Annotated in this window: 21 protein-coding genes; 10 read left to right on the top strand and 11 right to left on the bottom strand. The window is 64.0% G+C overall.

What is annotated here, in order from left to right; translation table 11 throughout:
- Positions 1–198 precede the first annotated feature (198 nt).
- The 3 genes from MKI86_RS20930 to MKI86_RS20920 are packed head-to-tail and all read left to right on the top strand — an operon-like array spanning position 199 to position 2,842.
- Positions 199–1,746, top strand: a complete 1,548-nt coding sequence (locus MKI86_RS20930; RefSeq protein WP_241604945.1) for a Ppx/GppA phosphatase family protein — start codon at positions 199–201, stop codon at positions 1,744–1,746.
- Positions 1,743–2,459, top strand: coding sequence for an RlmE family RNA methyltransferase (locus MKI86_RS20925; RefSeq protein ID WP_241604943.1), 717 nt, complete (start codon positions 1,743–1,745; stop codon positions 2,457–2,459). The genes MKI86_RS20930 and MKI86_RS20925 overlap by 4 nt, the downstream gene beginning before the upstream one ends.
- On the top strand, positions 2,459–2,842 hold the full coding sequence (locus MKI86_RS20920) for a VOC family protein (RefSeq protein WP_241604941.1): 384 nt from the start codon (positions 2,459–2,461) through the stop codon (positions 2,840–2,842). Before MKI86_RS20925 ends, MKI86_RS20920 begins: the two co-directional genes overlap by 1 nt.
- 5 nt (positions 2,843–2,847) lie before the next feature.
- Here the strand turns inward: MKI86_RS20920 and MKI86_RS20915 are convergent, their stop codons facing one another.
- Positions 2,848–4,257, bottom strand: a complete 1,410-nt coding sequence (locus MKI86_RS20915; protein ID WP_241604940.1) for a DHA2 family efflux MFS transporter permease subunit — start codon at positions 4,255–4,257, stop codon at positions 2,848–2,850.
- 239 nt (positions 4,258–4,496) lie between these two features.
- Between MKI86_RS20915 and MKI86_RS20910 the strand changes: the two genes are divergently transcribed.
- From MKI86_RS20910 to MKI86_RS20895, 4 genes are all read left to right on the top strand, one after another.
- Entirely contained in the window at positions 4,497–5,498 is a 1,002-nt protein-coding gene (locus MKI86_RS20910; RefSeq protein WP_241604937.1) for an MBL fold metallo-hydrolase, read from the top strand.
- A 181-nt stretch (positions 5,499–5,679) separates the two neighbouring features.
- Positions 5,680–7,176 (top strand): IMP dehydrogenase, encoded by a 1,497-nt coding sequence (guaB, locus tag MKI86_RS20905; RefSeq protein WP_241604935.1) that lies wholly within the window; start codon positions 5,680–5,682, stop codon positions 7,174–7,176.
- Between the two features lie 141 nt (positions 7,177–7,317).
- Positions 7,318–7,677, top strand: a complete 360-nt coding sequence (locus tag MKI86_RS20900; protein ID WP_370880031.1) for a hypothetical protein — start codon at positions 7,318–7,320, stop codon at positions 7,675–7,677.
- A gap of 98 nt (positions 7,678–7,775) precedes the next feature.
- On the top strand, positions 7,776–8,195 hold the full coding sequence (locus tag MKI86_RS20895) for an MAPEG family protein (RefSeq protein WP_241604933.1): 420 nt from the start codon (positions 7,776–7,778) through the stop codon (positions 8,193–8,195).
- Between the two features lie 31 nt (positions 8,196–8,226).
- On the opposite strand, the gene MKI86_RS20890 is transcribed toward MKI86_RS20895, so the two are convergent.
- On the bottom strand, positions 8,227–8,799 hold the full coding sequence (locus MKI86_RS20890; RefSeq protein ID WP_241604931.1) for a GNAT family N-acetyltransferase: 573 nt from the start codon (positions 8,797–8,799) through the stop codon (positions 8,227–8,229).
- The gene (locus MKI86_RS20885) at positions 8,793–9,746 is read right to left on the bottom strand and encodes a LysR substrate-binding domain-containing protein (RefSeq protein ID WP_241604929.1); all 954 of its coding nucleotides are present in this window, start codon (positions 9,744–9,746) and stop codon (positions 8,793–8,795) included. Before MKI86_RS20885 ends, MKI86_RS20890 begins: the two co-directional genes overlap by 7 nt.
- A 275-nt stretch (positions 9,747–10,021) precedes the next feature.
- On the opposite strand from MKI86_RS20885, the gene MKI86_RS20880 reads away from it, so the two are divergent.
- Together MKI86_RS20880 and MKI86_RS20875 are read left to right on the top strand one after the other, a co-directional pair.
- On the top strand, positions 10,022–10,318 hold the full coding sequence (locus MKI86_RS20880) for a YjiS-like domain-containing protein (protein WP_241604926.1): 297 nt from the start codon (positions 10,022–10,024) through the stop codon (positions 10,316–10,318).
- A gap of 266 nt (positions 10,319–10,584) precedes the next feature.
- Positions 10,585–12,834 carry a methyl-accepting chemotaxis protein gene (locus tag MKI86_RS20875; RefSeq protein WP_241604925.1) on the top strand — a complete coding sequence of 750 codons (2,250 nt, stop codon included), beginning with the start codon at positions 10,585–10,587 and terminating at the stop codon, positions 12,832–12,834.
- A 74-nt stretch (positions 12,835–12,908) separates the two neighbouring features.
- Here MKI86_RS20875 and MKI86_RS20870 read toward each other — a convergent pair whose 3' ends face one another.
- From MKI86_RS20870 to MKI86_RS20845, 6 genes are all read right to left on the bottom strand, one after another.
- Positions 12,909–13,751: a DUF937 domain-containing protein gene (locus MKI86_RS20870; RefSeq protein WP_241604923.1), complete on the bottom strand. Its 843-nt coding sequence runs from the start codon at positions 13,749–13,751 to the stop codon at positions 12,909–12,911.
- Positions 13,752–13,836: 85 nt separating this feature from the next.
- Entirely contained in the window at positions 13,837–15,210 is a 1,374-nt protein-coding gene (locus MKI86_RS20865; protein WP_241604921.1) for a glutamate--cysteine ligase, read from the bottom strand.
- A 136-nt stretch (positions 15,211–15,346) separates the two neighbouring features.
- A complete protein-coding gene (locus MKI86_RS20860; protein WP_241604919.1) occupies positions 15,347–16,084 on the bottom strand; it encodes a 16S rRNA (uracil(1498)-N(3))-methyltransferase in 738 nt (245 codons plus the stop codon).
- Positions 16,085–16,094: 10 nt separating this feature from the next.
- The gene (locus MKI86_RS20855; RefSeq protein WP_241604917.1) at positions 16,095–17,597 is read right to left on the bottom strand and encodes an inorganic phosphate transporter; all 1,503 of its coding nucleotides are present in this window, start codon (positions 17,595–17,597) and stop codon (positions 16,095–16,097) included.
- 71 nt (positions 17,598–17,668) lie between these two features.
- Positions 17,669–18,181: an NUDIX hydrolase gene (locus tag MKI86_RS20850; RefSeq protein ID WP_241605033.1), complete on the bottom strand. Its 513-nt coding sequence runs from the start codon at positions 18,179–18,181 to the stop codon at positions 17,669–17,671.
- An 83-nt stretch (positions 18,182–18,264) separates the two neighbouring features.
- Positions 18,265–19,059 (bottom strand): FadR/GntR family transcriptional regulator, encoded by a 795-nt coding sequence (locus MKI86_RS20845; RefSeq protein WP_241605031.1) that lies wholly within the window; start codon positions 19,057–19,059, stop codon positions 18,265–18,267.
- Between the two features lie 141 nt (positions 19,060–19,200).
- Between MKI86_RS20845 and MKI86_RS20840 the strand changes: the two genes are divergently transcribed.
- Positions 19,201–20,478 carry a DUF3422 family protein gene (locus tag MKI86_RS20840; RefSeq protein WP_241604915.1) on the top strand — a complete coding sequence of 426 codons (1,278 nt, stop codon included), beginning with the start codon at positions 19,201–19,203 and terminating at the stop codon, positions 20,476–20,478.
- A gap of 15 nt (positions 20,479–20,493) precedes the next feature.
- On the opposite strand, the gene MKI86_RS20835 is transcribed toward MKI86_RS20840, so the two are convergent.
- Together MKI86_RS20835 and MKI86_RS20830 are read right to left on the bottom strand one after the other, a co-directional pair.
- Positions 20,494–21,003 carry a hypothetical protein gene (locus tag MKI86_RS20835; RefSeq protein WP_241604913.1) on the bottom strand — a complete coding sequence of 170 codons (510 nt, stop codon included), beginning with the start codon at positions 21,001–21,003 and terminating at the stop codon, positions 20,494–20,496.
- 15 nt (positions 21,004–21,018) lie between these two features.
- Complete coding sequence (locus MKI86_RS20830) at positions 21,019–21,915, bottom strand: LysR family transcriptional regulator (RefSeq protein ID WP_241604911.1); 897 nt, start codon at positions 21,913–21,915, stop codon at positions 21,019–21,021.
- Positions 21,916–21,937 lie beyond the last annotated feature (22 nt).

The following is a 21,937-nucleotide window of genomic DNA, read 5'->3' as shown; positions in this document are numbered from 1 at the left end:
TCGGGAAAATCGCGTTCGCGCTGTCGGGGCATGGACGATGGGCGCGCGCCGTCGCGCGCATGATCTGCCGGACTGTCGTCGTGGCGTCACAAAAAGAATTTGGCGAACGGGGCGGGCGCTGGTAATGTCGACCCAACGAAGATCGAGAGAGCGCCTGCTTGCAGCTTCAAGGCTTTGCGCGGCGCCATAGGCAGTAACGTGAACGACCCCGACAGCGGCGAAAAGCCGTCCGTTTCCGGGGCGCGAGTTGCGGGAGAAGCGGGGCGACCGAAGCGGTCGCGCCGTCGAAAGGGAAAGCAGAAGGGCGCGACAGCTCCCTCTGTCGCTTCCCTGTCCGCAGGCCAGGTGGACGGTTCGACCGGATCCGCTGAGCGCCCCCAGTCCGCCCCCAATGGCAGCAGCAATGCGCGCCGCAACAAGCGCCGCAGGCACGGTAAGGTCGCCGGCGGCGCAAATGTGCGCCCGCTTGTCCCGGTAGGACAGAGCGAATCGCCGGATCCCGACCAGCGCCATGCCGAGGGCCGGCGAAACCGTCGCAAGAACCGTGGAAAGAAGGCGTCTGCGCGCGTCTCTCAGCCCGTTTCCGATAGCGCCGTCGCGCAGCCGGCCGCGCAAGCCTTCATCGAGCAACGCCCTGCCACCACGCACGAGCCGCGGCGCGATACGGCTTTTGCAACCCGTGGCGGCGAGCGTGACGGCTTCGAGATGCCGCTTTATGCGGCCCTCGACCTCGGCACCAACAATTGCCGGCTTCTCATTGCCCAGCCCACGCGGCCCGGGCAGTTCCGCGTCGTCGATGCCTTCTCGCGCATCGTGCGGCTCGGGGAGGGGCTCGGAGCGAGCGGCCGGCTTTCCGAAGAGGCGATGGATCGCTCCGTCGAGGCGCTCAAGGTCTGCGCCGCCAAGCTGAAGAGCCGCAACATCCGCCGCGCGCGCCTCATCGCCACCGAAGCATGCCGTTCGGCCGAAAACGGCGAGGCCTTCCTCGTCCGGGTGAAGGAAGAAACCGGCCTCGATCTTGAAATCATCAACCGCGAGACCGAAGCGCGGCTTGCGGTGTCGGGCTGCTCGTCGCTCGTCGGGCGTGAGGCGAAGTCCGTCGTGCTCTTCGATATCGGCGGCGGTTCGTCGGAAATCGCCGTCATCCGCATCGGCGACAACCGGTCGAGCCGGCTTGCCAACCACATCACCCACTGGACCTCGCTGCCCGTCGGTGTCGTCACGCTCTCCGAGCGTCATGGCGGGCGGGACGTGACGCCGGAAAGCTTCCAGGGCATGGTCTCGGAGGTCGAGGGCATGCTGGCGAATTTCGATTGCCCCGGCGATATCGTGCATGCGCCGGAGGATTTCCATCTCATCGGCACCTCGGGCACCGTAACGACGCTGGCCGGCGTGCATCTCGACCTGCCGCGTTACGATCGCCGCCGTGTGGATGGCGTTTGGCTCTCGGACGACGAGGTCTCTGCCATGCAGGCGCGGCTGCTGTCCTGGGATTTCAACGCGCGCGCCGCCAATCCCTGCATCGGGCCCGACAGGGCCGATCTCGTTCTCGCGGGCTGCGCGATCCTTGAGGCGATCCGCAAGCGTTGGCCGTCGCGGCGCATGCGCGTGGCCGACCGCGGCTTGCGGGAAGGCCTGCTCACCGACATGATGGCCGACGACGGCGTGTGGCGCCGCGGCCGCCACCGCCGCAATCACCGCGCCGGCCCGCGCAATCCGGCAAAGCCCGAAGGACAGGCATCATGACAAAGCCCCCTATCGGCCGAAAGATCGGCCAGAAGGTCAAGAAGGGCAAACTGAAAGCCTCTTCGCGGCGCTGGCTGGAGCGCCATATCAACGATCCCTATGTGCAGCGCGCCAAGCTGGAGGGTTATCGCGCCCGCGCGGCCTTCAAGCTGCTGGAGATCGACGAAAAGCACAACATTCTCGGTGGCGCCCGGCGCATCATCGACCTTGGCGCTGCGCCTGGCAGCTGGTCGCAGATCGCCGCCAAGGTGACGAATTCCACCGATGCCGATCCGCGCGTCGCCGCCATCGACTTCCTGGAGATGGACCCGCTGCCGGGCGTGCGCATCCTGCAAATGGACTTTCTCGATCCCGATGCCCCGCGGCAGCTTATCGAGGCGGTCGGCGGCACGCCGAACCTCGTCATATCGGACATGGCGGCCCCGACAACCGGCCACCGCCAGACGGACCATCTGCGCACCATGCATCTTTGCGAAGTCGCCGCCTATTTCGCCGTTGAGGTGCTGGCAGAGGGCGGTCACTTCCTCGCCAAGACGTTCCAGGGTGGCACGGAGCGCGACCTGCTCAACATGCTCAAGCAGAATTTCCGGCAGGTTATCCATGTAAAGCCTGGGGCTTCCCGCGCCGAATCGGTGGAGATGTTCCTGCTCGCCAAGGGCTTCAAGGGCCGCAAGGCGTCCGAAACAACCGATGCGGCCGAAGCGGACGCCTGATGCTGCTCTACACCACCGTCGGCACGAACGATCTTGAGCGGGCCGGCCGCTTCTACGATGCCATCCTGCCGCTCATCGGCTATGGCAGGCAGAAGCAGGCACCGGGCGAGATCGGCTATGCGGCTGATGGCGATGTGCGCTGCCGCTTCTGGGTGGTGGAGCCGTTCAACCGTGAACCGGCAACCTATGGCAACGGCGCCACAATCGCATTCGAGGCGCCGGACCGGGCCTCGGTGGATGCCTTCCATGCGGCGGCGCTTGCTCAGGGCGGCGTGGACGAGGGCGCACCGGGCCTTCGGCCGTTCCATGCCAGCTTCTATGCGGCCTTCGTGCGCGATCCTGACGGCAACAAGCTCGTTGCCGTCTGCGAAAAGCCTGTCTGAGCGGCCTACTTCACGCCAACCGTTTCCTCTTCCGCCGCCTTCAGCTTGTGGCCTGAAACCGATTCGCCGGCATTCTTCGCCATGGAGATAAAGGGCAGGACCGCCAGCAGCGTCAGCCCGGCAATGATCATGAAGGCAATCTGGAAGTCGCCAAGTTCGAGCGGCGAGCCGGTGAGTGTCGTCTCTATTTCCAGAATGGCGCCGGCTACCGCCACGCCCATGGCGAGGCTGATCTGCTGGATGACCGCGCTCATCGACGTGGCCTTGCTCGCGTCCGCATCGGCGATGTCGGCGAAGGAGAGCGCATTGACGCTGGTGAAGAACAGCGAGCGCGCGAGGCCCGCCACCAGCAGCACACCCGCCATGAACCAGAACGGGGTGGCCGGTGTGAACAGGCCGTTGGCGAAGGTCAGCGCCGCGCCGCAGATGCTGGCGACGATGAGCGTGGTGCGGAAGCCGGCATAGGTCAGTACGCGCTTTGCCATGAACTTCGTTGTGATCGCGCCGATCGCGCCGGTGAAGGTGACGAGGCCGGATTCGAAGGGCGTGAGCCCGAAACCCACCTGCAGCATCAGCGGCATGAGGAAGGGCACGGCACCGACGGAGATGCGAAACAGCGTACCCCCAATGGCGGCGGCGCGAAACGCGCTATCGCGGAAGAGCCTGAGGTCGAGCAACGGCGCGGGATGATGGCGCGCATGGCGCACATAGAGCACGCCGCAGACGATGCCGGCGATGGTGGCGGCGATGCCGATGACGGGCGGCAGGGCGGGCAGGCTGACCACGGAAAGGCCGAAGATCGTGCCGGATGCCGCGACGGCGCTGAGCAGGAAGCCGATCCAGTCGAGCGGCGGCGGCGGTGTCGCCTCGGTCTCCGGCAGATAGATGCCCGAAAGCACATAGCCGACGATGCCGACCGGCAGGTTGATCAGGAAGATCCAGTGCCAGGTGAAATAGGTGGTGATGAAGCCGCCGAGCGGCGGGCCGGCAAGCGGCCCCACCAGCGCGGGGATGGTGAGCAGCGCCATAGCCGACACCAGTTCGGAGCGCGATGTGCTGCGCACCAGAACGAGGCGCGCCACCGGCGTCATCATCGCCCCGCCCATGCCCTGAAGGAAGCGCGCGACCACGAAGGACAGCAGGCTGCCGGACATCGCGCAGAAGATGGAGCCTGCAACGAACACCAGGATCGCCAGACGGAAGACTCGCTTGGCCCCGAACCGGTCCGCCATCCACCCGCTCAGGGGAATGAAGGTCGCAAGCGACACCATATAGGCGGTGAGCGCGAGCTTGAGCGTGATCGGCCCCACGCCGAGATCGGCGGCGATGGCCGGCAGCGAGGTGGAGATGACGGTGGAATCCATCTGCTCCATGAAAAGCGCGACGGCAAGGATAAGCGGAACGATACGGTTCATCGGCATGTCGCGTGCGAGGTCCCGGGCGGACCCGGAGGGCAGGGCTGCGGCTTGGCATATGCAGCTGCAAGCCGAAACATTCGGCAATATCTGCGCCTCGTACTGCGTTCTGTCAAACTGTGAGCTGCGGCGTTTGGGCATCACAAGCGCGTGATAGGACGGGACCGCAATGTGTGAGCGCCCTAGTTTACGCCATGGCATTCTTGCCCAGCCCCTTCATGCATGAAAGAGGAACAACCATGGGAAATCCTTCGACCATCTCGCGCCGGACGCTTTTCCTGGCCGCAGGTGTGGGTACGCTTGCCGCGCCCGTACTGCTCGGCCGGGCAGCTGCAATCGCGCAGACCCAGACCGCAGAAGAGGCGACCGACATGCGTGTGAGTCCGCTCCAGGCGCGCAGCCTCAAGCTCGGCAGCTTCCGTATCCTGACGGTGCGCGACGGGATACGTTCCTCGGGCGCACCCAATGAGACCTTCGGCACCGATCAGTCCGCCGACTCGGTCGGCAAGCTGCTCACCGAAAACTTCCTGCCCGCCGACAGCTTCGTCAACAGCTTCACCCCGGCGCTGGTGGATACCGGCTCCGAGGTGGTGCTCTTCGACACCGGCATGGGCGAGGGCGGGCGCGAGGCCGGCATGGGCCGCCTTATGGAGGGCCTGAAATATGCTGGCTACACGCCCGATCAGGTGTCGGTGGTCGTCATCACCCATATGCACGGCGACCATATCGGCGGGCTTCTGGAGGGCGGCAAGCCGGCATTCCCCAATGCGCGTTATGTCACGGGCCGCACCGAATACGATTTCTGGGTCAATCCGGAGCGGATGGGTACGCCGGCCGAACAGGGCCATCAGGGCGTGCTCGCGAAGGTGCAGCCTCTGGCCGAAAAGCTCACCTTCATCGAAAACGAGGGCGAGGTCGTGCCCGGGATCACCGGCCTCGATGCCTTCGGCCATTCGCCGGGCCACATGATCTTCCGCGTGGAATCGGAGGGCAAGGCGCTGATGCTCACCGCCGATACGGCCAATCATTATGTGCTTTCGTTGCAGCGGCCGACCTGGGAGGTCCGCTTCGACATGGACAAGGCGGCAGCGGCCGCGACCCGCAAGAAGGTCTTCGATATGATCGCGACCGACCGGCTTCCCTTCATCGGCTATCACATGCCGTTTCCGGCGGTTGGCTTCGTGGAGACTGCGGGCGAGGGCTATCGCTTCGTACCGGCGAGCTACCAGTTCGACATCTGAGCGACACCTTCGGGATGCGCGCAGTGCCCGGAAGCGATTCCGGGCATTTTGCTATTTGCAATCCGTCATGAACGTGTTACCAGCCCTCGCCAACTTCCAAGAATTTCTTGCAAGCGACCGAGGCGGACAACTCCCAATGTTCACCTTGGTGCGTAAGCTTTACCCTGAAGGAACTTGGCCCATGGCGCGCATCATTGAAACGGCAACCGGTCTCGAAGCCCTGACCTTCGACGACGTTCTCCTGCAACCCGGTCACTCCGAGGTCATGCCGGGTCAGACGAACATCGCCACCCGCATTGCCCACGATTTCGATCTCAACCTGCCCATCCTCTCCTCCGCGATGGATACCGTCACGGAAAGCCGTCTCGCAATTGCCATGGCGCAGGCCGGTGGCCTCGGTGTCATCCACCGCAACCTCACGCCTGCCGAGCAGGCCGAGGAAGTCCGCCAGGTCAAGAAGTTTGAAAGCGGAATGGTCGTCAATCCGGTCACGATCGGCCCAGATGCCACGCTGGCCGAGGCGCTTTCGCTGATGAAGACGCACGGCATTTCCGGCATCCCGGTCGTCGAGAACGGCGGCAACGGCAAGGCCGGACGCCTCGTCGGCATCCTGACGAACCGCGACGTGCGCTTCGCTTCCGATCCGGCACAGAAGATCTACGAGCTGATGACCCGTGAAAACCTCATCACGGTCAAGGAAACGGTCGACCAGCAGGAAGCCAAGCGCCTCCTGCACCGCCATCGCATCGAGAAGCTGCTTGTGATCGATGGCGATGGCCGCTGCGTCGGCCTCATCACCGTCAAGGACATGGAAAAGTCGCAGCTCAACCCGAATGCCTCGAAGGACTCGCAGGGCCGCCTGCGCGCCGCCGCCGCCATTTCCGTCGGCGATGATGGCTTCGAACGCGCCGAGCGGCTGATCGATGCCGGCATCGACCTCATCGTCGTCGATACCGCCCACGGCCACTCGCAGCGCGTTCTCGACGCCGTTGGCCGCGTCAAGAAGCTCTCCAATTCCGTACGCATCATGGCCGGCAATGTCGCGACCGCCGACGGTACCAAGGCGCTGATCGATGTCGGCGCGGATGCCGTCAAGGTCGGTATCGGCCCGGGCTCGATCTGCACCACGCGCATCGTCGCCGGCGTCGGCGTACCGCAGCTCGCGGCCATCATGTCCTCGGTCGAGGCCGCGCAGGCAGCCGGTATCCCGGTCATTGCCGATGGCGGCATCAAGTTCTCCGGCGACCTTGCCAAGGCTATCGCCGCCGGCGCCTCCGCCGTCATGGTCGGCTCGCTGCTGGCCGGCACGGATGAAAGCCCGGGCGAAGTGTTCCTTTACCAGGGCCGCTCCTTCAAGGCTTATCGCGGCATGGGCTCGGTCGGCGCCATGGCGCGCGGCTCGGCGGACCGCTACTTCCAGGCGGAAGTGCGCGATACGCTGAAGCTGGTGCCCGAGGGCATCGAAGGCCAGGTGCCCTACAAGGGCCCGGTCTCGGGCGTATTGCACCAGCTCGCCGGTGGCCTGAAGGCTTCCATGGGCTATGTCGGCGGCAAAGACCTGAAGGAATATCAGGAGCGCGCGACCTTCGTGCGCATCTCGGGTGCGGGCCTGCGCGAAAGCCACGCGCATGACGTGACGATCACCCGCGAAAGCCCGAACTACCCGGGCGCCGTCTGATCCCGCCCGCTCAGGTGACAGAATAAAATGCCCGGCTTTGCCGGGCATTTTCGTGTTTGGACGCCCGCTCTCCCATTTCGTTCCTGCGAGTATGTGCATAGAGTGAAATAGCGGCAATTTCGCCGTTATCCGGGGGACATCATGAAAACTATTCTGGCTGGCGTGCTTTTCGGGCTTGCGCTGGTTGCGCCCGTCCAAGCGCAGACCGTCAATGCCGGCACCTACAATGTCGAGGGCACGAACCTCGATGGTTCGGCTTATAATGGCACGGCAACGATCACGCTGACGAGCGAGACGACCTGCGCCATCGAATGGAACACCGGTGCCGTCACTTCGAACGGCATCTGTATGCTCTACGACAACGCATTTGCCGCCGCCTATGTGTTGGAAGACGCGGTCGGGCTCATCGTCTACCAGGTGAAGGCCGACGGTTCGCTCGAAGGCGCCTGGACGATCAGCGGCAAGGACGGGTCCGGTTCGGAAATCCTGACACCCCAGTAAGACGATGCCTTCGGCTTGTCGGATCGGCCGCTGCGGGTTGAGGCCTTGGCCATAACCGCCTATGAACGCGGGACGAAACGACAAGCCGAAGGATTTTCATGTCTCCCACGGAAGCCACGATCTGGCCGATGATCGCGCATGTCGCGCTCGTCTTCGCATTGTATTTCCTGCTTTCCGCGCGGCGCATACGGGCTGTCCGCAGCGGTACGGCCCGAGCAGAGCAGTTCCGCGAGAACCGGGAAGAGCCGGCCGAAAGCCTCACCGTCAGGAATGCCATCGCCAACCAGTTCGAGTTGCCTGTCCTCTTTTACGCGGTCAGCATTCTTCTCTACCTGGTCGATGCCGACAATCCGGTGACGGTTGCCGGCGGCTGGCTCTTCGTGGTCCTGCGCTATGCCCATGCCTGGGTGCATGTCACGAACAACCGCCTGCGCTATCGTCGGCCGCTGTTCATTGCCGGTTTTTTCGTGCTGATGGCTCTCTGGGCCTGGCTCGGAGTCTGGCTCGCCTTCACCTGACACAGGCGGCGCCGGTAACGGCGCCGCATTTTCAGGCGTTCACATCCAGCCGCATCGCGCATCGCGTGTCGCGCGAAAGCCCGTCGGCATCCTCGCGGTCCATGAGGTCAGTCAGGCGCGGGGAGAATTCGCCATCCTCCAGAATGCGGAAGCCGAGCCGCTCGTAGAACGGGCAGTTCCACGGAATGGTGCGAAAGGTCGTGAGCGTCACCGCCTCGAGGCCGCGCGCGGCGGCATTTTCGATAGCGTGTTCGATCAGCTTGCGGCCAAGGCCGAACCCCTGGTGGAGATGGCTCACCGATATCTCGCAGATATGAAGGTCCTCGTCGGCGACTTCTGCGCTCAGGAAGCCGAGCGGTCGGCCGCTGCCGTCCGCCGCCACCCAGTTGGTGCCGGCGGCGGTGAGCCTGCGATGCGTTTCAGCACTCTGCACATCGCCGACCGACAGCCATGAGAAAGCCTCGATCAGCCGGAAGGCCTGCGCGGCCGACCGTTCGATCTGGCAGAGCGTTTCCGCCTCGTCGTTGCGGGCCAGCCGGATTGTTACACCGGTCGGCCCGTTCTTGACGAGAGGGGCGCCGTCAAGCGGGAGCTGCGTTACCATCCGGGCAGGATCTGCCCCGGCCGATGCCGCGGAAGGCGCGGAAACACTTTGACTTCGGCATCCGTGAGGTCGTCGGCAGCCGCCAGCGGCGTGATGTTGTCGAGGCAGGCGGTAATATGGCTGGTAATGGCGTTGGAAAGAGACGGCGACAGGCCCGGCCGGCGCATGATGCCGATCTGGACCGGCGCCAGAGACGGAAAGCCGTCGGCCTGCGTCAGCACCTTCATGCCGGGTCGCAATGCCGATTCCGGCAGAACGGACACCGCCATGCCGGCCATGACGGCGGCGGCGACGACAGTCGAAGACCAGCTCGTGAACAGGACCTGATAATCACGCCCCACCGAATCCAGCGCCCCGCAGGCGATCTGCCGCCACTGGCAGTCGCGCCGGCCCACGGCTAGCGGCACTGGTGCGTTTTCCGGCAGCGGATGGTTCGCCGACATGACCCAGCAGAGCGGCTCTGTCCGCACGACATCGGAGTGGCGCTGGCGCGGGTTGTGGGTGACGAGCGCGATATCGAGTTCGCCCTTCGCCATCTTCTCGGCCAGATCCACCGAGGGCTCGCAGACGATGTAGAGCTCGACATTCGGATGCGTCTTGGCGAACCGCATGATGATCTCGGGCATGTAGCGGTCGGCATAGTCGTCCGGCGTGCCGATGCGCAGCATGCCTTCGAGCCGGTTGTCGTCGAAGGCGGCGATGGCCTCGTTGTTGAGGCGCAGCATGCGCCGGGCGTAGTTGAGCAGGCGCTCGCCCTCTGCCGTCAGCCGGTTGCCGCGGCCGTCCTTCATGAAGAGCTGCTTGCCGATGCGCTCCTCGAGGCGACGCATCTGCATGGAGACGGCCGACTGGGTCTTGAACACCCGCTCGGCGGCGCGTGTGAAGCTGCCGGTGTCTGCAATCGAGACGAAGGTCTGCAACTGGTCAATGTCGAGCGGAGCGGACATGGGTCTTACTCATCAGATTGTTTGATTGATACTATTAGAAACATTCGTTGGACTGATCAATGGGATTCTGCGAAAAAGCAATTGTTGAACGATTGCTCCGTCCGCCGGGCCTTCGTTCGGCAGGATATGCAGCTCGCTTCGACCTCCCGCGGGCGTTCCTGATGAGACCGAGACCCTGAACCGCCGTCCGATCCCTGCGGATGGCGAACGATCATTGGCGTCCTGCGAAACCCCATCGAAGACGATGGAACGCTGCGCCGGAAAGGAGAAGTGCCATGCGCATGATCGACCGTAATTTTGAAATAGAGACGAGAGCAGCACGCCGTCCGGCCTCGACCTTCGTGGCAAGTGTCCGTACCGTTGCATCCGGATTTTTCCGCGCCTGGCGCAATCGCCGCATGGTCAACCGGCTCAACGAACTCGAGGATCACCAGCTCCTGGATATGGGGCTGCGCCGCAGCGATGTGAGTGCGGTACGGGCCGCTTCGTTCTTCTCCGATGCCGGCCTTCATCTGACGCTTGCCTCGCGCGAACGCGCCCGCCGTCACCTGCGCGCCGGTCGATCGGACTGATTCTCCCGGGCACGCCCACTATCGCGAGGGCGCCGCCAGACTTCCCCGCAGGGTGAGAGCCAATAACCCTGCTGCTTGCCCGGCGTGCAACTCCCAAGGTTCGCGCCGGGCTTTTTTCATGCCGCCGGCCCGCAATTGGCTTTACCTGACGTAAACCACACTTGGGTAGCGTTTTCGCGGCAGTCGTGGAGCGCTCCACGGGCATGATGCCGCCTGCCTTCCGGATGAACCGGGTCACCGCCTCGTTTTCTATTGGACGGATCGTCATGCGGATTTCCCGGAAACTGCCCCTGGCCGCAGCCGTGCTCACGCTGCTTTCCATCGGCGCCGCAAGCGCGGTCTCGCTCATCGTCAGCGCCGAGACGGTGACGGACCAGGTCATGCAGAAGCTGGAGGCGACGGCGGACGGCCGGCGCAATGAAGCCCGCGCCTATCTTGAAGGCATGAAGCTCGATCTCATCAGCATGTCCAGCGCCATGCCGACCACGCAGGCCTTCTACGGGTTTGCCGGCGCGTGGAGCGCGCTTGGCACGGAGCCTTCGAAGGAACTGCACAAACGCTACATCACCGACAATCCGAACCCGCCTTCCCAGCGCTATCTTCTCGATACCGCCAAGAAGGATAATTTCGACCGCTCGCACAAGCAGTATCACGCGACTTTCCGCAAGCATCTCGAATCGCTCGGCTACGCGGATATCTACATGATCGACCCCAAGGGCAACGTGCTCTATTCTGTGGCCAAGGCCGAGGATTTCGGTACAAACCTCGTTGACGGTCCCTTCAAGAACAGCGGCCTCGCAAGAGCCTTCACGCAGGCCATGGCGCTGAAGGAGCCGGGGTCGGCCGTCTTTTCCGACTTCGCCGAATATGCGGCCCTCGGCGGCGCGCCGGCAGCGTTTCTGGCAGCGCCCATCACCATGAATGGCCGCACGCTCGGCATCATGGCGATCCGTGTGCCCAACGCCAAGCTCGACACGATCTTCGCCAACAGCAAGGGCCTCGGCGAAACAGGGGAAACGGTACTCGTTCGCGCTGACGGCACAGTGCTTACGGATGCCCCCCGCACGCCCGAATACGATGCACTGAAGGTGCGTCTCGACATGACGAACCTGCCCGTCGGCAGTGAAACCCATGGCACGATCACCGATGCGGCCGGCACCGAACTCTTTGCCGCTACCGCGCCGCTCTCCTTCGGCAGTGCCGAATGGTCCGTCGTGGCGAAGATCAGCCGGGCGGAAGCGACCGCCGGCCTCATGCGCGGCACGCTCATCGTGCTCGGCGTCACCGCCGCCATCATCGCGCTTGCCATCCTTGCGGCCACGATCTTCTCGCGCGCCCTGACGCGTCCCATCCACCAGCTCGTCAAGGCTATGACGGCGCTTGCCGCCGGCAACACCCAGATCAACCTGCCCAAGGAAGGCCGCGCCGACGAGATCGGCGACATGGTCCGCTCCGTCGCTGTCTTCCGCACGGCCGCGCTCGAAAAGGACGCACTCGAGCGGTCTACCGCCGAAGCGCGCGCCTCTTCCGCCCGCGAACAGGCGGCGCAGGAAGCGGCCAAGGCCGCACAGCAACGCGAGGTTCAGGAAGCGGTCGCGACGCTCGGGGCGGCGCTTGAGCGCCTGTCGGCCGGCGACCTCTCAACCGTCATCGACCGCGCGTTCGCGGACGGACTGGATGAGCTGCGCGCCGATTTCAACACGTCCGTCCGCCGCCTTGCGGAAACCATTGCCGCCGTCTCCTCCAGCGCCCGCTCGATCGACAGCAAGGTCGTGCATGTCGATGCCGCCGCCCGCGACATTGCGGAGCGCACCGAAAGCCAGGTGGCGGCGCTGGAGCGCACGTCCGGCGCCGTGGGCCAGATGATGGAGGCCATTCGCAATTCCACCGAGCGCGCCGACGAAGCTTCGCGCATGGCGACGGACGCCAAGCGCAGCACGAATCTTTCGAGCGGCGTCGTCACCGACGCGGTGGCCGCCATGGAGCGGATCGAGGGCGCATCGCGCGAAATCTCTTCCATCATCAACGTCATCGACGAAATCGCCTTCCAGACGAACCTGCTGGCGCTCAATGCCGGCGTGGAAGCAGCCCGCGCCGGCGAGGCCGGCAAGGGTTTCGCCGTCGTGGCGCAGGAGGTGCGTGAACTCGCCCAGCGCTCGGCCAATGCCGCGAAGGACATCAAGGCGCTTATCACCAAATCCGGTACCGAAGTCGCCAAGGGCGTGGATCTCGTGCAGCAGGCCGGGTCGGCCCTTTCGGGCATTGCCGAGCAGGTCACCCGTATCAGCGATCATATCCATTCGATCGCCGCTGCGGCCAACCAGCAGTCATCCAGCCTCGGCGATATCAGCCGCTCGATGAACGAGATGGAGCAGGTCACGGCACAGAACCGTCAGGCGGTTTCCGAGACGGCGGCCGGCATGTCCGGCCTGGCCGGCGACACGCGCGCTCTGGCCGCCATCGTCGAACGCTTCAACCTGCCCACAGATGCGGCCCGGACGCGGGCTGCGGCGTAGAGTTTACAGGCGATGCGTGAAAGTCGGTGAGGGGCGGCACCTGCCGTGCTCCATCTTCGCCAACTCTACGCTGTTCAGGCCTTGCTGCTCTCGCTGCCCATGCCGTTGCGCATCGTCTCGAAGATCGCCTCGACGTTGCGCTGGTAGTCCTTCTGCATTTCCAGCCCGGTATCGAACATCGTGCCGACGAGGGACTTGAGCGCATCGGCGGGGGCGGCCTCCGGTTCTTGCGGTTTTTCGCCTGCCGCGGATTGACCCGCCATGCCGGCCATCATGTCCTGGAAGGCCTTCGCGAAAGGATTGTCGGTGAAGGGATTGGCGGCCGCCGCCTCCTTCTTCGTGCCGAAGAACTCCTGCGCGGCCTGCGTGAAGGGATTGTCGAAGGGGTTGGCCGGCGCGGGCTTCTTCGCAAGGCCCGAGGCCTCTGCCCACTGCTGCATCATGTCGGCAAAGGGATTGGCGGATGGACCGCCGGTCTGCGCGCCGGGAAAAAACGGGGCGAAGGATTGCTTGAAGAGGCCGCCCATCAGCGTGCTGGCCATGACGGGCAGCATCTGCTTGTAGATTTCCTGGCCGATGCCGGTCATCTGCGCGGCCTGTGCGGCGATGGCGCGCGACACGTCCTTGTTGCCGAAGAGATGGCCGAGGATACCGTTGCCCTCGGCAAGGCCCTGCGGCGTAAAGGCCTTGGAGACATCCTCGAAATATTTGGCGTGCTCGCCCGTGGTCAGCGCCTTCATGAAGGCGGCCATGTCATAGGGGTTGGCGGCATTGCGCTTGAAGCCCTCGGAAAAGGCCGGCATCAGGGCGGCGACGGCTTTCGCCGCCTGCTCCTGCGCAAGTCCGAACTGCCGCGCCATGATCTCCACGGCATTGCCGTTCTGGGCCTGCATCATCATGTCGTAGAGCGATTGCATCGGCGAGACCCTTCCCCTGACAGGCGTGTATGCACCTGCAGTATAATGGGAATTTCCGCCGCGCAAACCGCTTTCTGGCGTGATGTCAGTATTGGTATTCGCTGAAAACCGGTTCGACCGAGCCGTTCCAGCGGCCGTTGTAGAGCGCCAGCATGTCTTCTGCGAGTGTCGCCTTCTTGGCCAGCACTTCGTCGAGCGGCGCAAGGAATACGCTTTCGTCGACGCCATCGCTGTTCAGGCGGGCGCGCGCGACTAGTCCCTGGCGGGCGATGGAGAGGACCTCGCGGGCGACATTGAAGAGCGGCTTGCCACGAAACTCGACGTGAAGCCCTTGCGCCGGCACTGTGTCGCGCAGCGCGGAGACTTCCTCGAAGGTCCAGTTGCGGGTCAGCGCCTCGGCGGCGTCGAGCGCGCCGTCATCATAGAGAAGCCCCACCCAGAAAGCGGGCAGCGCACAGATGCGACGCCACGGGCCGCCATCGGCGCCGCGCATTTCCAGGAAGCGCTTGAGGCGCACATCGGGGAACAGCGTGGAAAGATGGTTCGTCCAGTCGCCGAAATTCGGCTCGTAATCCGCGACTTCGCCCTTCAGCGCACCAGCCATGAACTGGCGGAAGGTGACATGTGTGCAGTCGTGATATTTGCCATCGCGGACGATGAAATACATCGGCACGTCGAGCGCCCACGCCACGTAATCCTCGAAGCCGAAATCCGGCGAGAAGGCGAAGGGAATGAGGCCGGCGCGGTTGTTGTCCGTGTCGCGCCAGATATTGCCGCGCCAGGACAAGAGCCCGTTCGGCTTGCCCTCGGTGAAGGGCGAGGAGGCGAAGAGCGCGGTGGCGAGCGATTGCAGCTTCAGCGACACCTGCATCTTGCGGCGCATGTCGGCTTCGGAGGAAAAATCGAGGTTCACCTGGATCGTGCAGGTGCGGTACATCATGTCGAGGCCCTGGCTGCCGACCTTCGGCATGTAGCGCGTCATGATGTCGTAGCGGCTTTTGGGCATGCGGGGCGTTTCGGCAAACGACCATTTCGGGCTGCCGCCCATGCCGAGAAAGCGAATGCCGAGCGGCTCGGCGATCTCGCGCAGCGTGGCGAGATGCTGGTTGGATTCCTTGCAGGTCTGGTGCAGGTTTTCGAGAGGCGCGCCCGACAGTTCGAACTGGCCGCCCGGTTCCAGCGAGATCGCACCCATGCCCGAGGGTTCCGCAAGGCCGATGATGTTGCCGGCATCGATGATCGGCTCCCAGCCGGTCTTGGCCTGCATGCCGTTGAGCAGTGCGGAAATGCTCGCATCGCCAAAGTAGGGGACTGGGCTGTTGTCGGCCGTAAAGAAGACGAATTTCTCGTGCTCGGTGCCGATGCGGAACTTCTCCTTCGGCTTGTTGCCGGCGGCGAGATAGTCCGCCATTTCCGCGACATTGCGGATCGGCGTCTGGTCGGTGGTGTCACGGGCCATGGGCGTCTTCTTCTGAACGGGTATGCCCGGCAGAACCGCAGGGCCTTGGGAGGGTGCTTGAACCGGAATTAAATGCGGTGCAAGCAAATTCCTTTCAAGGCAGATTCAAAAAAACCCATTCGACTTTTGGGGAAAATCATTCCCAGTCGCCGATGGCTGCCTGGATCACGGCCATCGCCGCCACGGCCGCGGTATCGGCACGCAGAATACGCGGGCCGAGCGGAATGGGCGTCACGAAATCCAGCCCGCGCAGGAGCGTGCGCTCCTCGTCGGAAAACCCGCCTTCAGGGCCCACCAGCAGGGCCAGCTTGCGCTCCGTGATATCGCGCAGCACCGGCAACGGGTTCTGGCTGCCATGCCCTTCGTCGCAGAAGATGATACGACGATCACGCGACCAGTCTGAGAGCAGGTCGTCCAGCTTGCGGGGCGCGGCAACGGTCGGGACGGCCAGGATGCCGCATTGCTCGGCGGCTTCCACGGCGTTCGCCTCAAGCCGTTCGAGATTGGTGATCTTGCCCTGTACGTGTTGGGTCATCACCGGCTGTAGCACGCCGGCGCCCATTTCCACGGCCTTCTGCACGAGGTAGTCCAGCCGCCCGACCTTGAGCGGCGCGAACAGGTATTGCAGGTCGGAAGGGGCGGGCTGCGCCCGCGTCTGTTCGACCGGCGTAAGCATGAGACGCTTGCGGGTGGGAAAGGACAGGGTAGCACGCCATTCGCCGTCCCGGCCGTTGAACAGCAGCACCGCTCCCTCTTCGCCCATGCGCAGCACGTTCGTCAGGTAGTGGAAGTGATCCTTGGAGGCTTCGAAAGGCTGGTCTGCCGCGAGCGCATCGTCCACGAAGAGGCGCTGCATCCGGTAATTGGCGCGCATGGTCGGTCTCTCAGCTGAACACGGCGTTGAGGGCGAGGAAGACGAGGGCGGACAGCATCGCCGAGATCGGCAGCGTCACGATCCAGGCCGAAACGATCGTCATGAAGTGGGAGCGCCGCACGAGATAGCGCCGGCGCGTCTCTTCGGGATTGGCCGACGGCTCCTCGGGTGCGATGCCGTTGCCGCGGCTGCGGATATACTCGATACGGCGCCTCGAATTGCGGGTGTACCATTCACGAAACAGGCCGACGCCGAACACCGCCCCAACGGCGATATGTGTCGAGGAGACGGGAATGGCGAAGGCCGATGCCGTCAGCACCGCCACGGCCGACGACAACGCCACGCAGAAGGCGCGCATCGGATTGAGCTTGGTGATCTCGCTGCCGACGATACGGATGAGGCGCGGACCGAAAAGCAGAAGGCCAAGCGAGATGCCGAAGGCGCCGATGACCATCACCCAGAGCGGAATGCCGGCATTCGCCGAGCCACTGCTTTCACGCAACGCCACGACGACGCCGTAAAGCGGACCGACCGCATTCGACACGTCGTTGGCCCCGTGGGCAAAGGACAGCAATGCCGCCGAACAGATCAGCGGCAGACGAAACAGCGTGCGCAGAGATTGGTTGCGATTGTCCAGTCCTTCCGCATGCCGGCGCACGATCGGTCGTGTGACAAAGTAGGTCAGCACGCCCACAGCCAGGCCGACAAGCAGGGCTTTGCCGAATGGCACATGATAGAAGCCATTGGTGCCGCCGGTAGCGAGAAACGCGGAGAAAGCCCCAGCCATGATTGCGACGAGAACCGGGACCCAGGTCTTTGCCGCCGCGATCTTGTCGTCGCGGTAGATGATCGTTTCCTTGATAAAGAACAGGAACAGCGCTGCAATCACGCCGCCCAGAATCGGTGAGACGGTCCAGCTGATGACGATGAGACCCATCGCCTCCCACTGAACACTGTGCAGGCCGCTTGCCGCTGCACCCGCACCGATGACACCGCCGATGATGGCGTGCGTGGTGGAGATCGGTGCATTGGCGAGTGTCGCGATGTTGATCCAGATCGCGGCCGAGACGAGCGAGGCCATCATTGCCCAGGCAAAGACCTCGGAGCTGGGGAAGTTCGCGCGATCAAGGATGCCGGATGCGACGGTCTCGGCAACGCCGCGACCGGCCAGGAGCGCACCCGCGATCTCGAAGACGGCTGCAATCGCCAGAGCGCCGCCCATGCTTATCGCACGGGCGCCCACCGCGGCCCCCACATTGTTCGTCACATCGTTCGCGCCGATGTTCATCGCCATATAGGCGGCCAGCGCGGCCGTGACGGCGATGACGAGAACCCCGGGCGTACCGGTGGCAAATGTATTGGCGATGGCCATCGTCAGGAGCAGGAAGACCAGTGAAATGCCCGCACCCGTCCAGGAGCGCAGCACAAAGTGCGTTGCCTGTTCGGTGAGGGTGAGTTTTTCCAGGTCCTTGTCCAGCGTCGGCTTGCGAAGCTGGACTTGAGAATTGGCCATTCATGCTGCTCCAGTTTTGCCGAGAGGCAGTAACGCCTCATGGCATAGGCGGCAATATGGCGGAGGCTGTGTCAGGCGCCGGTCGTGCCGTTTTTCGCGATCGGGGGAAGCCCGGAGAGGATTTTCTGCTCGAAGGCGAGGAAGAGCTTCTTCAGGCCCGGCTCCTGAACGCGGTTTGCCGCTTCGGCACAATCGACCCATTCGGCGCGTCGCTGGTTCTTTTCCGGGAAGTTCTTGCAGATGTCGTCCACCGCCAGCGCGAAGACGCGCACCCGGCAATCGACTTTCAGCCCTTCCGGCAGGCCCTTCATGTAATGATAGTCGCCGATCGCCTCCTCGGCGATCACACCCTTGACGCCGGCCTCTTCCCAGGCCTCACGCGCCGCTGCTGCGGCGGCGCTCTTGCCGTCCATCGGCCAGCCCTTGGGAATGACCCAGCGACCGGTGTCGCGGCTGGTGATGATGAGGACTTCGACCGCCGAACGTTTCTTCTTCAGCCGGTAGCACAGCGCGCCATACTGTTCCCGGACGGGCCTGCGGAACATGAGTTGGAAGTCGCTCGCAATGCGGTTGAGAATGTTCAAGGTCTTTTTCATTCCTCTCGTCGGGACGTGCGTGTTGAGTCGCTTTGTGACATATCTTGCTTGCGCGCAGATTGCAGCGCAAGTCAGGCTTTTGCGGGAAGATTGCGCTTTTGCATGCGCAGCTGGGAAATACGTTGCCATTCTCCGCTGCGTTCGGCTTCGCGGATAGCGACGGCAATATAGTCCATATGCGCCTGAGCGGCATTTCGCGCCGCATTTCCGTCACGGGCCATGATGGCGGCGTAGATCGCCTCGTGCTGCGCGAGAAGGTGTTCGCGGGCTTCCTGCGAGGAGAAAACGAGATGGCGGTGGAAAAAGATCCCCTGCGCCAGCAACCGGTAGCAGGAGCGCAGCGTGTGCAGCAGCACGATGTTGTGCGCGGCTTCGCCGATGGCGTTGTGCAACTCGACATCCGTCTCGAGTTCCGCATCAAAGGAGCCGCCGGCATGAGCCTCCCGCATCGCCTCCATGATGCGGGTCAGCATCTGCCGGTCGTAGTCCGTCGCGCGGCGGGCGGCGAGTTCGGCGGTAATACCTTCCAGCTCGCGCCGGTACTCGATGTAGTCGCCGGTCGCGCGCTGGTGACGGGCGATGAGGTCCACGACAGCCGGCGAGAAGACCTGACCTATGATATCGGCGACATAGGTGCCGCCGCCGTGCTGGCTGACGAGCAGGCCGCGGATTTCCAGCTCCTTCAGCGCCTCGCGCAGGATCGGTCGGGAAATGTCGAGGCGCTTGGAAAGCTCGCGCTCGCCCGGCAGCCGGTCGCCGTCGCGCAGCACGCCTTCCAGCAGCAAAAGCTCGATCTGCCGGACCACCTCGTCGGCGGTGCGGTCATGGCTGATGGGGGCAAAGAGGTCGAAAGCGGTTTCGGTCACGGCGCGATAGTACCAACCTGCATGGAAACTGGTCAACAAACTTGTCCAATCCCTGTTCGTGGCCTGCGTCAATGCGTCTCATCACCGTTGCCCTGACATTTGTTAAGAAAGATCTGTTGCACGTGAGGGGAAGGTGCAGACATGGCAAAGGGCAGCTTCGCCTTTCCGCAGGCGACAATGCGCGCGCAGGCTCTCGGAGAAATCCATGCACGGCCATATGCGCTGGTGCCGTCGCCGCGCGTCATTTTTCAGCTCGCGTTCCTGACCGAGGGTGGCTCAGCCGTCGACCATGCCGTTATGGGTGAATTGTCGCGCTCGCGCGGTGTGTCGCCGCCCGGCCGCGATTCCAACCACCACGCGCTGAGCTGGGGGCAGGGCACGCTGCGCTGGGAGCGGCATACCGAATTCTCCACCTATTTCTGGGATGCGCCCGCGCCTGAGATCTTCGGTGGCGAGGTGCCCGTCCATCCGTTCGGCGACAGCTTCTCACCGCCTGGCACGCTGATATCGGGCATCCGACTTGAAATCCGGCCGGATTCGCCCGAAAGCCGGGCAGCGATAGCAACCTTCGACCCGACCAGTCTCTGTTATAGCGAGATCAAGAACGGCCAGGGTGTCATCGTCACGGATTTTCGCCAGAACGGCGACGGGCTGACGCCGATCCTCGTCATCGACAAGGGCATGACCGAAGCGGGGCGCGGCGCGCTTGTGCAGCGCCTGCTCGATATCGAGACCTACCGAACGCTCGCCATGATGGGCCTGCCGCTTGCCCAGTCGCTATCCCCGGAAATCCGTCGCATCGAGGACGGGCTCACGGGCATCACCAATGCGATGAAGCAGCACGCCCGCGACAAGGCCGACGCGCTACTTTCCGAGATCACTCGGCTTGCCGCGGAACTGGAGGCGAATGCCGCGCTCAGCCTCTACCGGTTCGGCGCCAGCCGCGCCTATTACGGTATCGTACAGGAGCGCATCCGCACGCTGGCCGAAACCGCCGTGCCCGGCTACGAGACGCTCGGCTTCTTCCTGGAGCGGCGTCTGGCGCCGGCCATGCGGACCTGTCAGTCCGTCGAGGAGCGGCAGGCCAACCTGTCGCGCAAGCTCGCCCGCGCCACCGCGCTGCTGCGCAGCTGGATCGACGTGGAACTGGAACAGCTCAATACCTCGCTGCTGAACTCCATGGATCGCCGCGCGCGGTTGCAGCTTCGCCTGCAGCAGACCGTCGAGGGCCTCTCGGTGGCGGCGATTTCCTATTACGTCGTCGGTCTCTTCGGCTATGTCGCGAAGGCGGCGCACGGGCTTGGTGTGCCGGTGAAGCCGGAAACGGCGACCGGCATCGCGGTGCCTTTCGTCATCATTGGCATGTGGCTTCTCGTCCGCGCGATCCGCAACCGGCATGCCGAAGAAGACAAGCACTGAGGCGATTGCCCCAGTTCAGGTGGATAGGTCGCACATATAGCGCGGCACACCATCGACGACGGAAAAGCCGGTCTGCCAGCCCAGGTCTGACTCGTCCTGCGCGGTCAGTTTTGTCTGCGCTGCGTCGCCCCGCGCCTTGAAGGTCTCTTCCGCCTGCTTCGCCGCGCCTGCGGGAAAAATCACGGCGTGGGAGCTGAAGCCGCTTTCGAGCGCGGTGATGAAGATCTCGATTTCCTGCACCGGTACACCGCGCCAGGTGCCGCCGTTCACCGGCAGGGCGATGTGCAGATATTCGTCGACGGGCGCGACAGTCGGCTGGCCAAAGACCGTCTCGTAACCGGCCGGAATGGCGATGTCGCCTTCCGTGCGGGCGAATGCGTAGCTCGATTGAAGCAGCGCCGCGAGACCGTCGCTGTAGTCGCAAGCGTCATCGAAGCCTTCGAGCAGCGGATCGAGCGACGCGGCGAGCGCCGGGGAGGCCACGAGCCCGCAGGCAATTGCGAGCATGCTCAGTCTGCCGGCCATGTCTTCCTCCTGTCGTCAATGTTCCCAATAGGGCGCGGGTCCATAAAGCTCGGCGAGATAATCGATGAACAGCCGCACCTTGACCGGAAGGAACTGCCGACTGGGATAGACGGCGGACAGCACCACGTTGCGCGAGCCTTCGTATTGCGGCAGCACCTGCACGAGGCTGCCATCCTTCAGAGCCGGTCCCACATCCCAGCTTGAGCGCAGCGCGATCCCCATGCCGGAAAACACCGCCTCGCGGACAACTTCGCTGGAGTTCGTATAGAGCGGTCCCTGCGGACGGAAGCTGACGCTGCCTTCCGGTCCTTCAAGGCGCCAGAGATCCTGCGTGTGCGGCGGCAGGCAGACATGGGCGGCGAGGTCGGCAAGTGTCGCAGGCATGCCGTGCCGGGCAATGTAATCGGGGGAGGCACACAGCACGCGCCGGACCGGTGCAAGCCGCCGGGCGACCAGCGAGGAGTCGGAGAGTTCCCCGATGCGGATCGCCAGATCGAAACCGTCACCGACAATGTCGGAGAAGTCGTCGGTCAGCACGAGATTGACGATGAGTTCCGGATAGGCATCCATGAAGCCCTTCAGATGCGGCGCAATATGGAGGCGGCCGAAGGATGTCGGCGCGGAAAGACGCAGCGTGCCCCGCACCGCGCCCGACCGGCCGGATACGAAGGCTTCCGCCTCCTCGATGCCGGCGAGAATGCCGACGATACGCTCGTAGAAGCCCTGTCCGGCCTCCGTCAGCGAGATCTGGCGCGTGGTGCGCTGGAAGAGGCGGGTGCCGAGGCGTTCTTCCAGTCTTTTCACGCGCTTGGAAACAACGGCTGGGGATAGACCCAATGCTCGCCCCGCTGCGGACATACTTCCCATGGAGATGACGCGGGAGAAGATTTCGAGATCGCCGAGATTGGTCATTCCGTCGCGCCCATTGTTTCCG

The organism is Shinella sedimenti (genome assembly GCF_022601905.1).
GTDB classification, from domain to species: domain Bacteria; phylum Pseudomonadota; class Alphaproteobacteria; order Rhizobiales; family Rhizobiaceae; genus Shinella; species Shinella sedimenti.
This window is presented reverse-complemented; position numbering and strand designations above follow the sequence as displayed.

Coding starts and splice junctions, on each gene's coding strand:
- MKI86_RS20925 (WP_241604943.1), top strand. CDS start 1,743: ATGACAAAGCCCCCTATCGGCCGAAAGATCGGCCAGAAGGTCAAGAAG.
- MKI86_RS20920 (WP_241604941.1), top strand. CDS start 2,459: ATGCTGCTCTACACCACCGTCGGCACGAACGATCTTGAGCGGGCCGGC.
- MKI86_RS20915 (WP_241604940.1), bottom strand. CDS start 4,257: ATGAACCGTATCGTTCCGCTTATCCTTGCCGTCGCGCTTTTCATGGAG.
- MKI86_RS20910 (WP_241604937.1), top strand. CDS start 4,497: ATGGGAAATCCTTCGACCATCTCGCGCCGGACGCTTTTCCTGGCCGCA.
- guaB (WP_241604935.1), top strand. CDS start 5,680: ATGGCGCGCATCATTGAAACGGCAACCGGTCTCGAAGCCCTGACCTTC.
- MKI86_RS20900 (WP_370880031.1), top strand. CDS start 7,318: ATGAAAACTATTCTGGCTGGCGTGCTTTTCGGGCTTGCGCTGGTTGCG.
- MKI86_RS20895 (WP_241604933.1), top strand. CDS start 7,776: ATGTCTCCCACGGAAGCCACGATCTGGCCGATGATCGCGCATGTCGCG.
- MKI86_RS20890 (WP_241604931.1), bottom strand. CDS start 8,799: ATGGTAACGCAGCTCCCGCTTGACGGCGCCCCTCTCGTCAAGAACGGG.
- MKI86_RS20885 (WP_241604929.1), bottom strand. CDS start 9,746: ATGTCCGCTCCGCTCGACATTGACCAGTTGCAGACCTTCGTCTCGATT.
- MKI86_RS20880 (WP_241604926.1), top strand. CDS start 10,022: ATGCGCATGATCGACCGTAATTTTGAAATAGAGACGAGAGCAGCACGC.
- MKI86_RS20875 (WP_241604925.1), top strand. CDS start 10,585: ATGCGGATTTCCCGGAAACTGCCCCTGGCCGCAGCCGTGCTCACGCTG.
- MKI86_RS20870 (WP_241604923.1), bottom strand. CDS start 13,751: ATGCAATCGCTCTACGACATGATGATGCAGGCCCAGAACGGCAATGCC.
- MKI86_RS20865 (WP_241604921.1), bottom strand. CDS start 15,210: ATGGCCCGTGACACCACCGACCAGACGCCGATCCGCAATGTCGCGGAA.
- MKI86_RS20860 (WP_241604919.1), bottom strand. CDS start 16,084: ATGCGCGCCAATTACCGGATGCAGCGCCTCTTCGTGGACGATGCGCTC.
- MKI86_RS20855 (WP_241604917.1), bottom strand. CDS start 17,597: ATGGCCAATTCTCAAGTCCAGCTTCGCAAGCCGACGCTGGACAAGGAC.
- MKI86_RS20840 (WP_241604915.1), top strand. CDS start 19,201: ATGGCAAAGGGCAGCTTCGCCTTTCCGCAGGCGACAATGCGCGCGCAG.
- MKI86_RS20835 (WP_241604913.1), bottom strand. CDS start 21,003: ATGGCCGGCAGACTGAGCATGCTCGCAATTGCCTGCGGGCTCGTGGCC.
- MKI86_RS20830 (WP_241604911.1), bottom strand. CDS start 21,915: ATGACCAATCTCGGCGATCTCGAAATCTTCTCCCGCGTCATCTCCATG.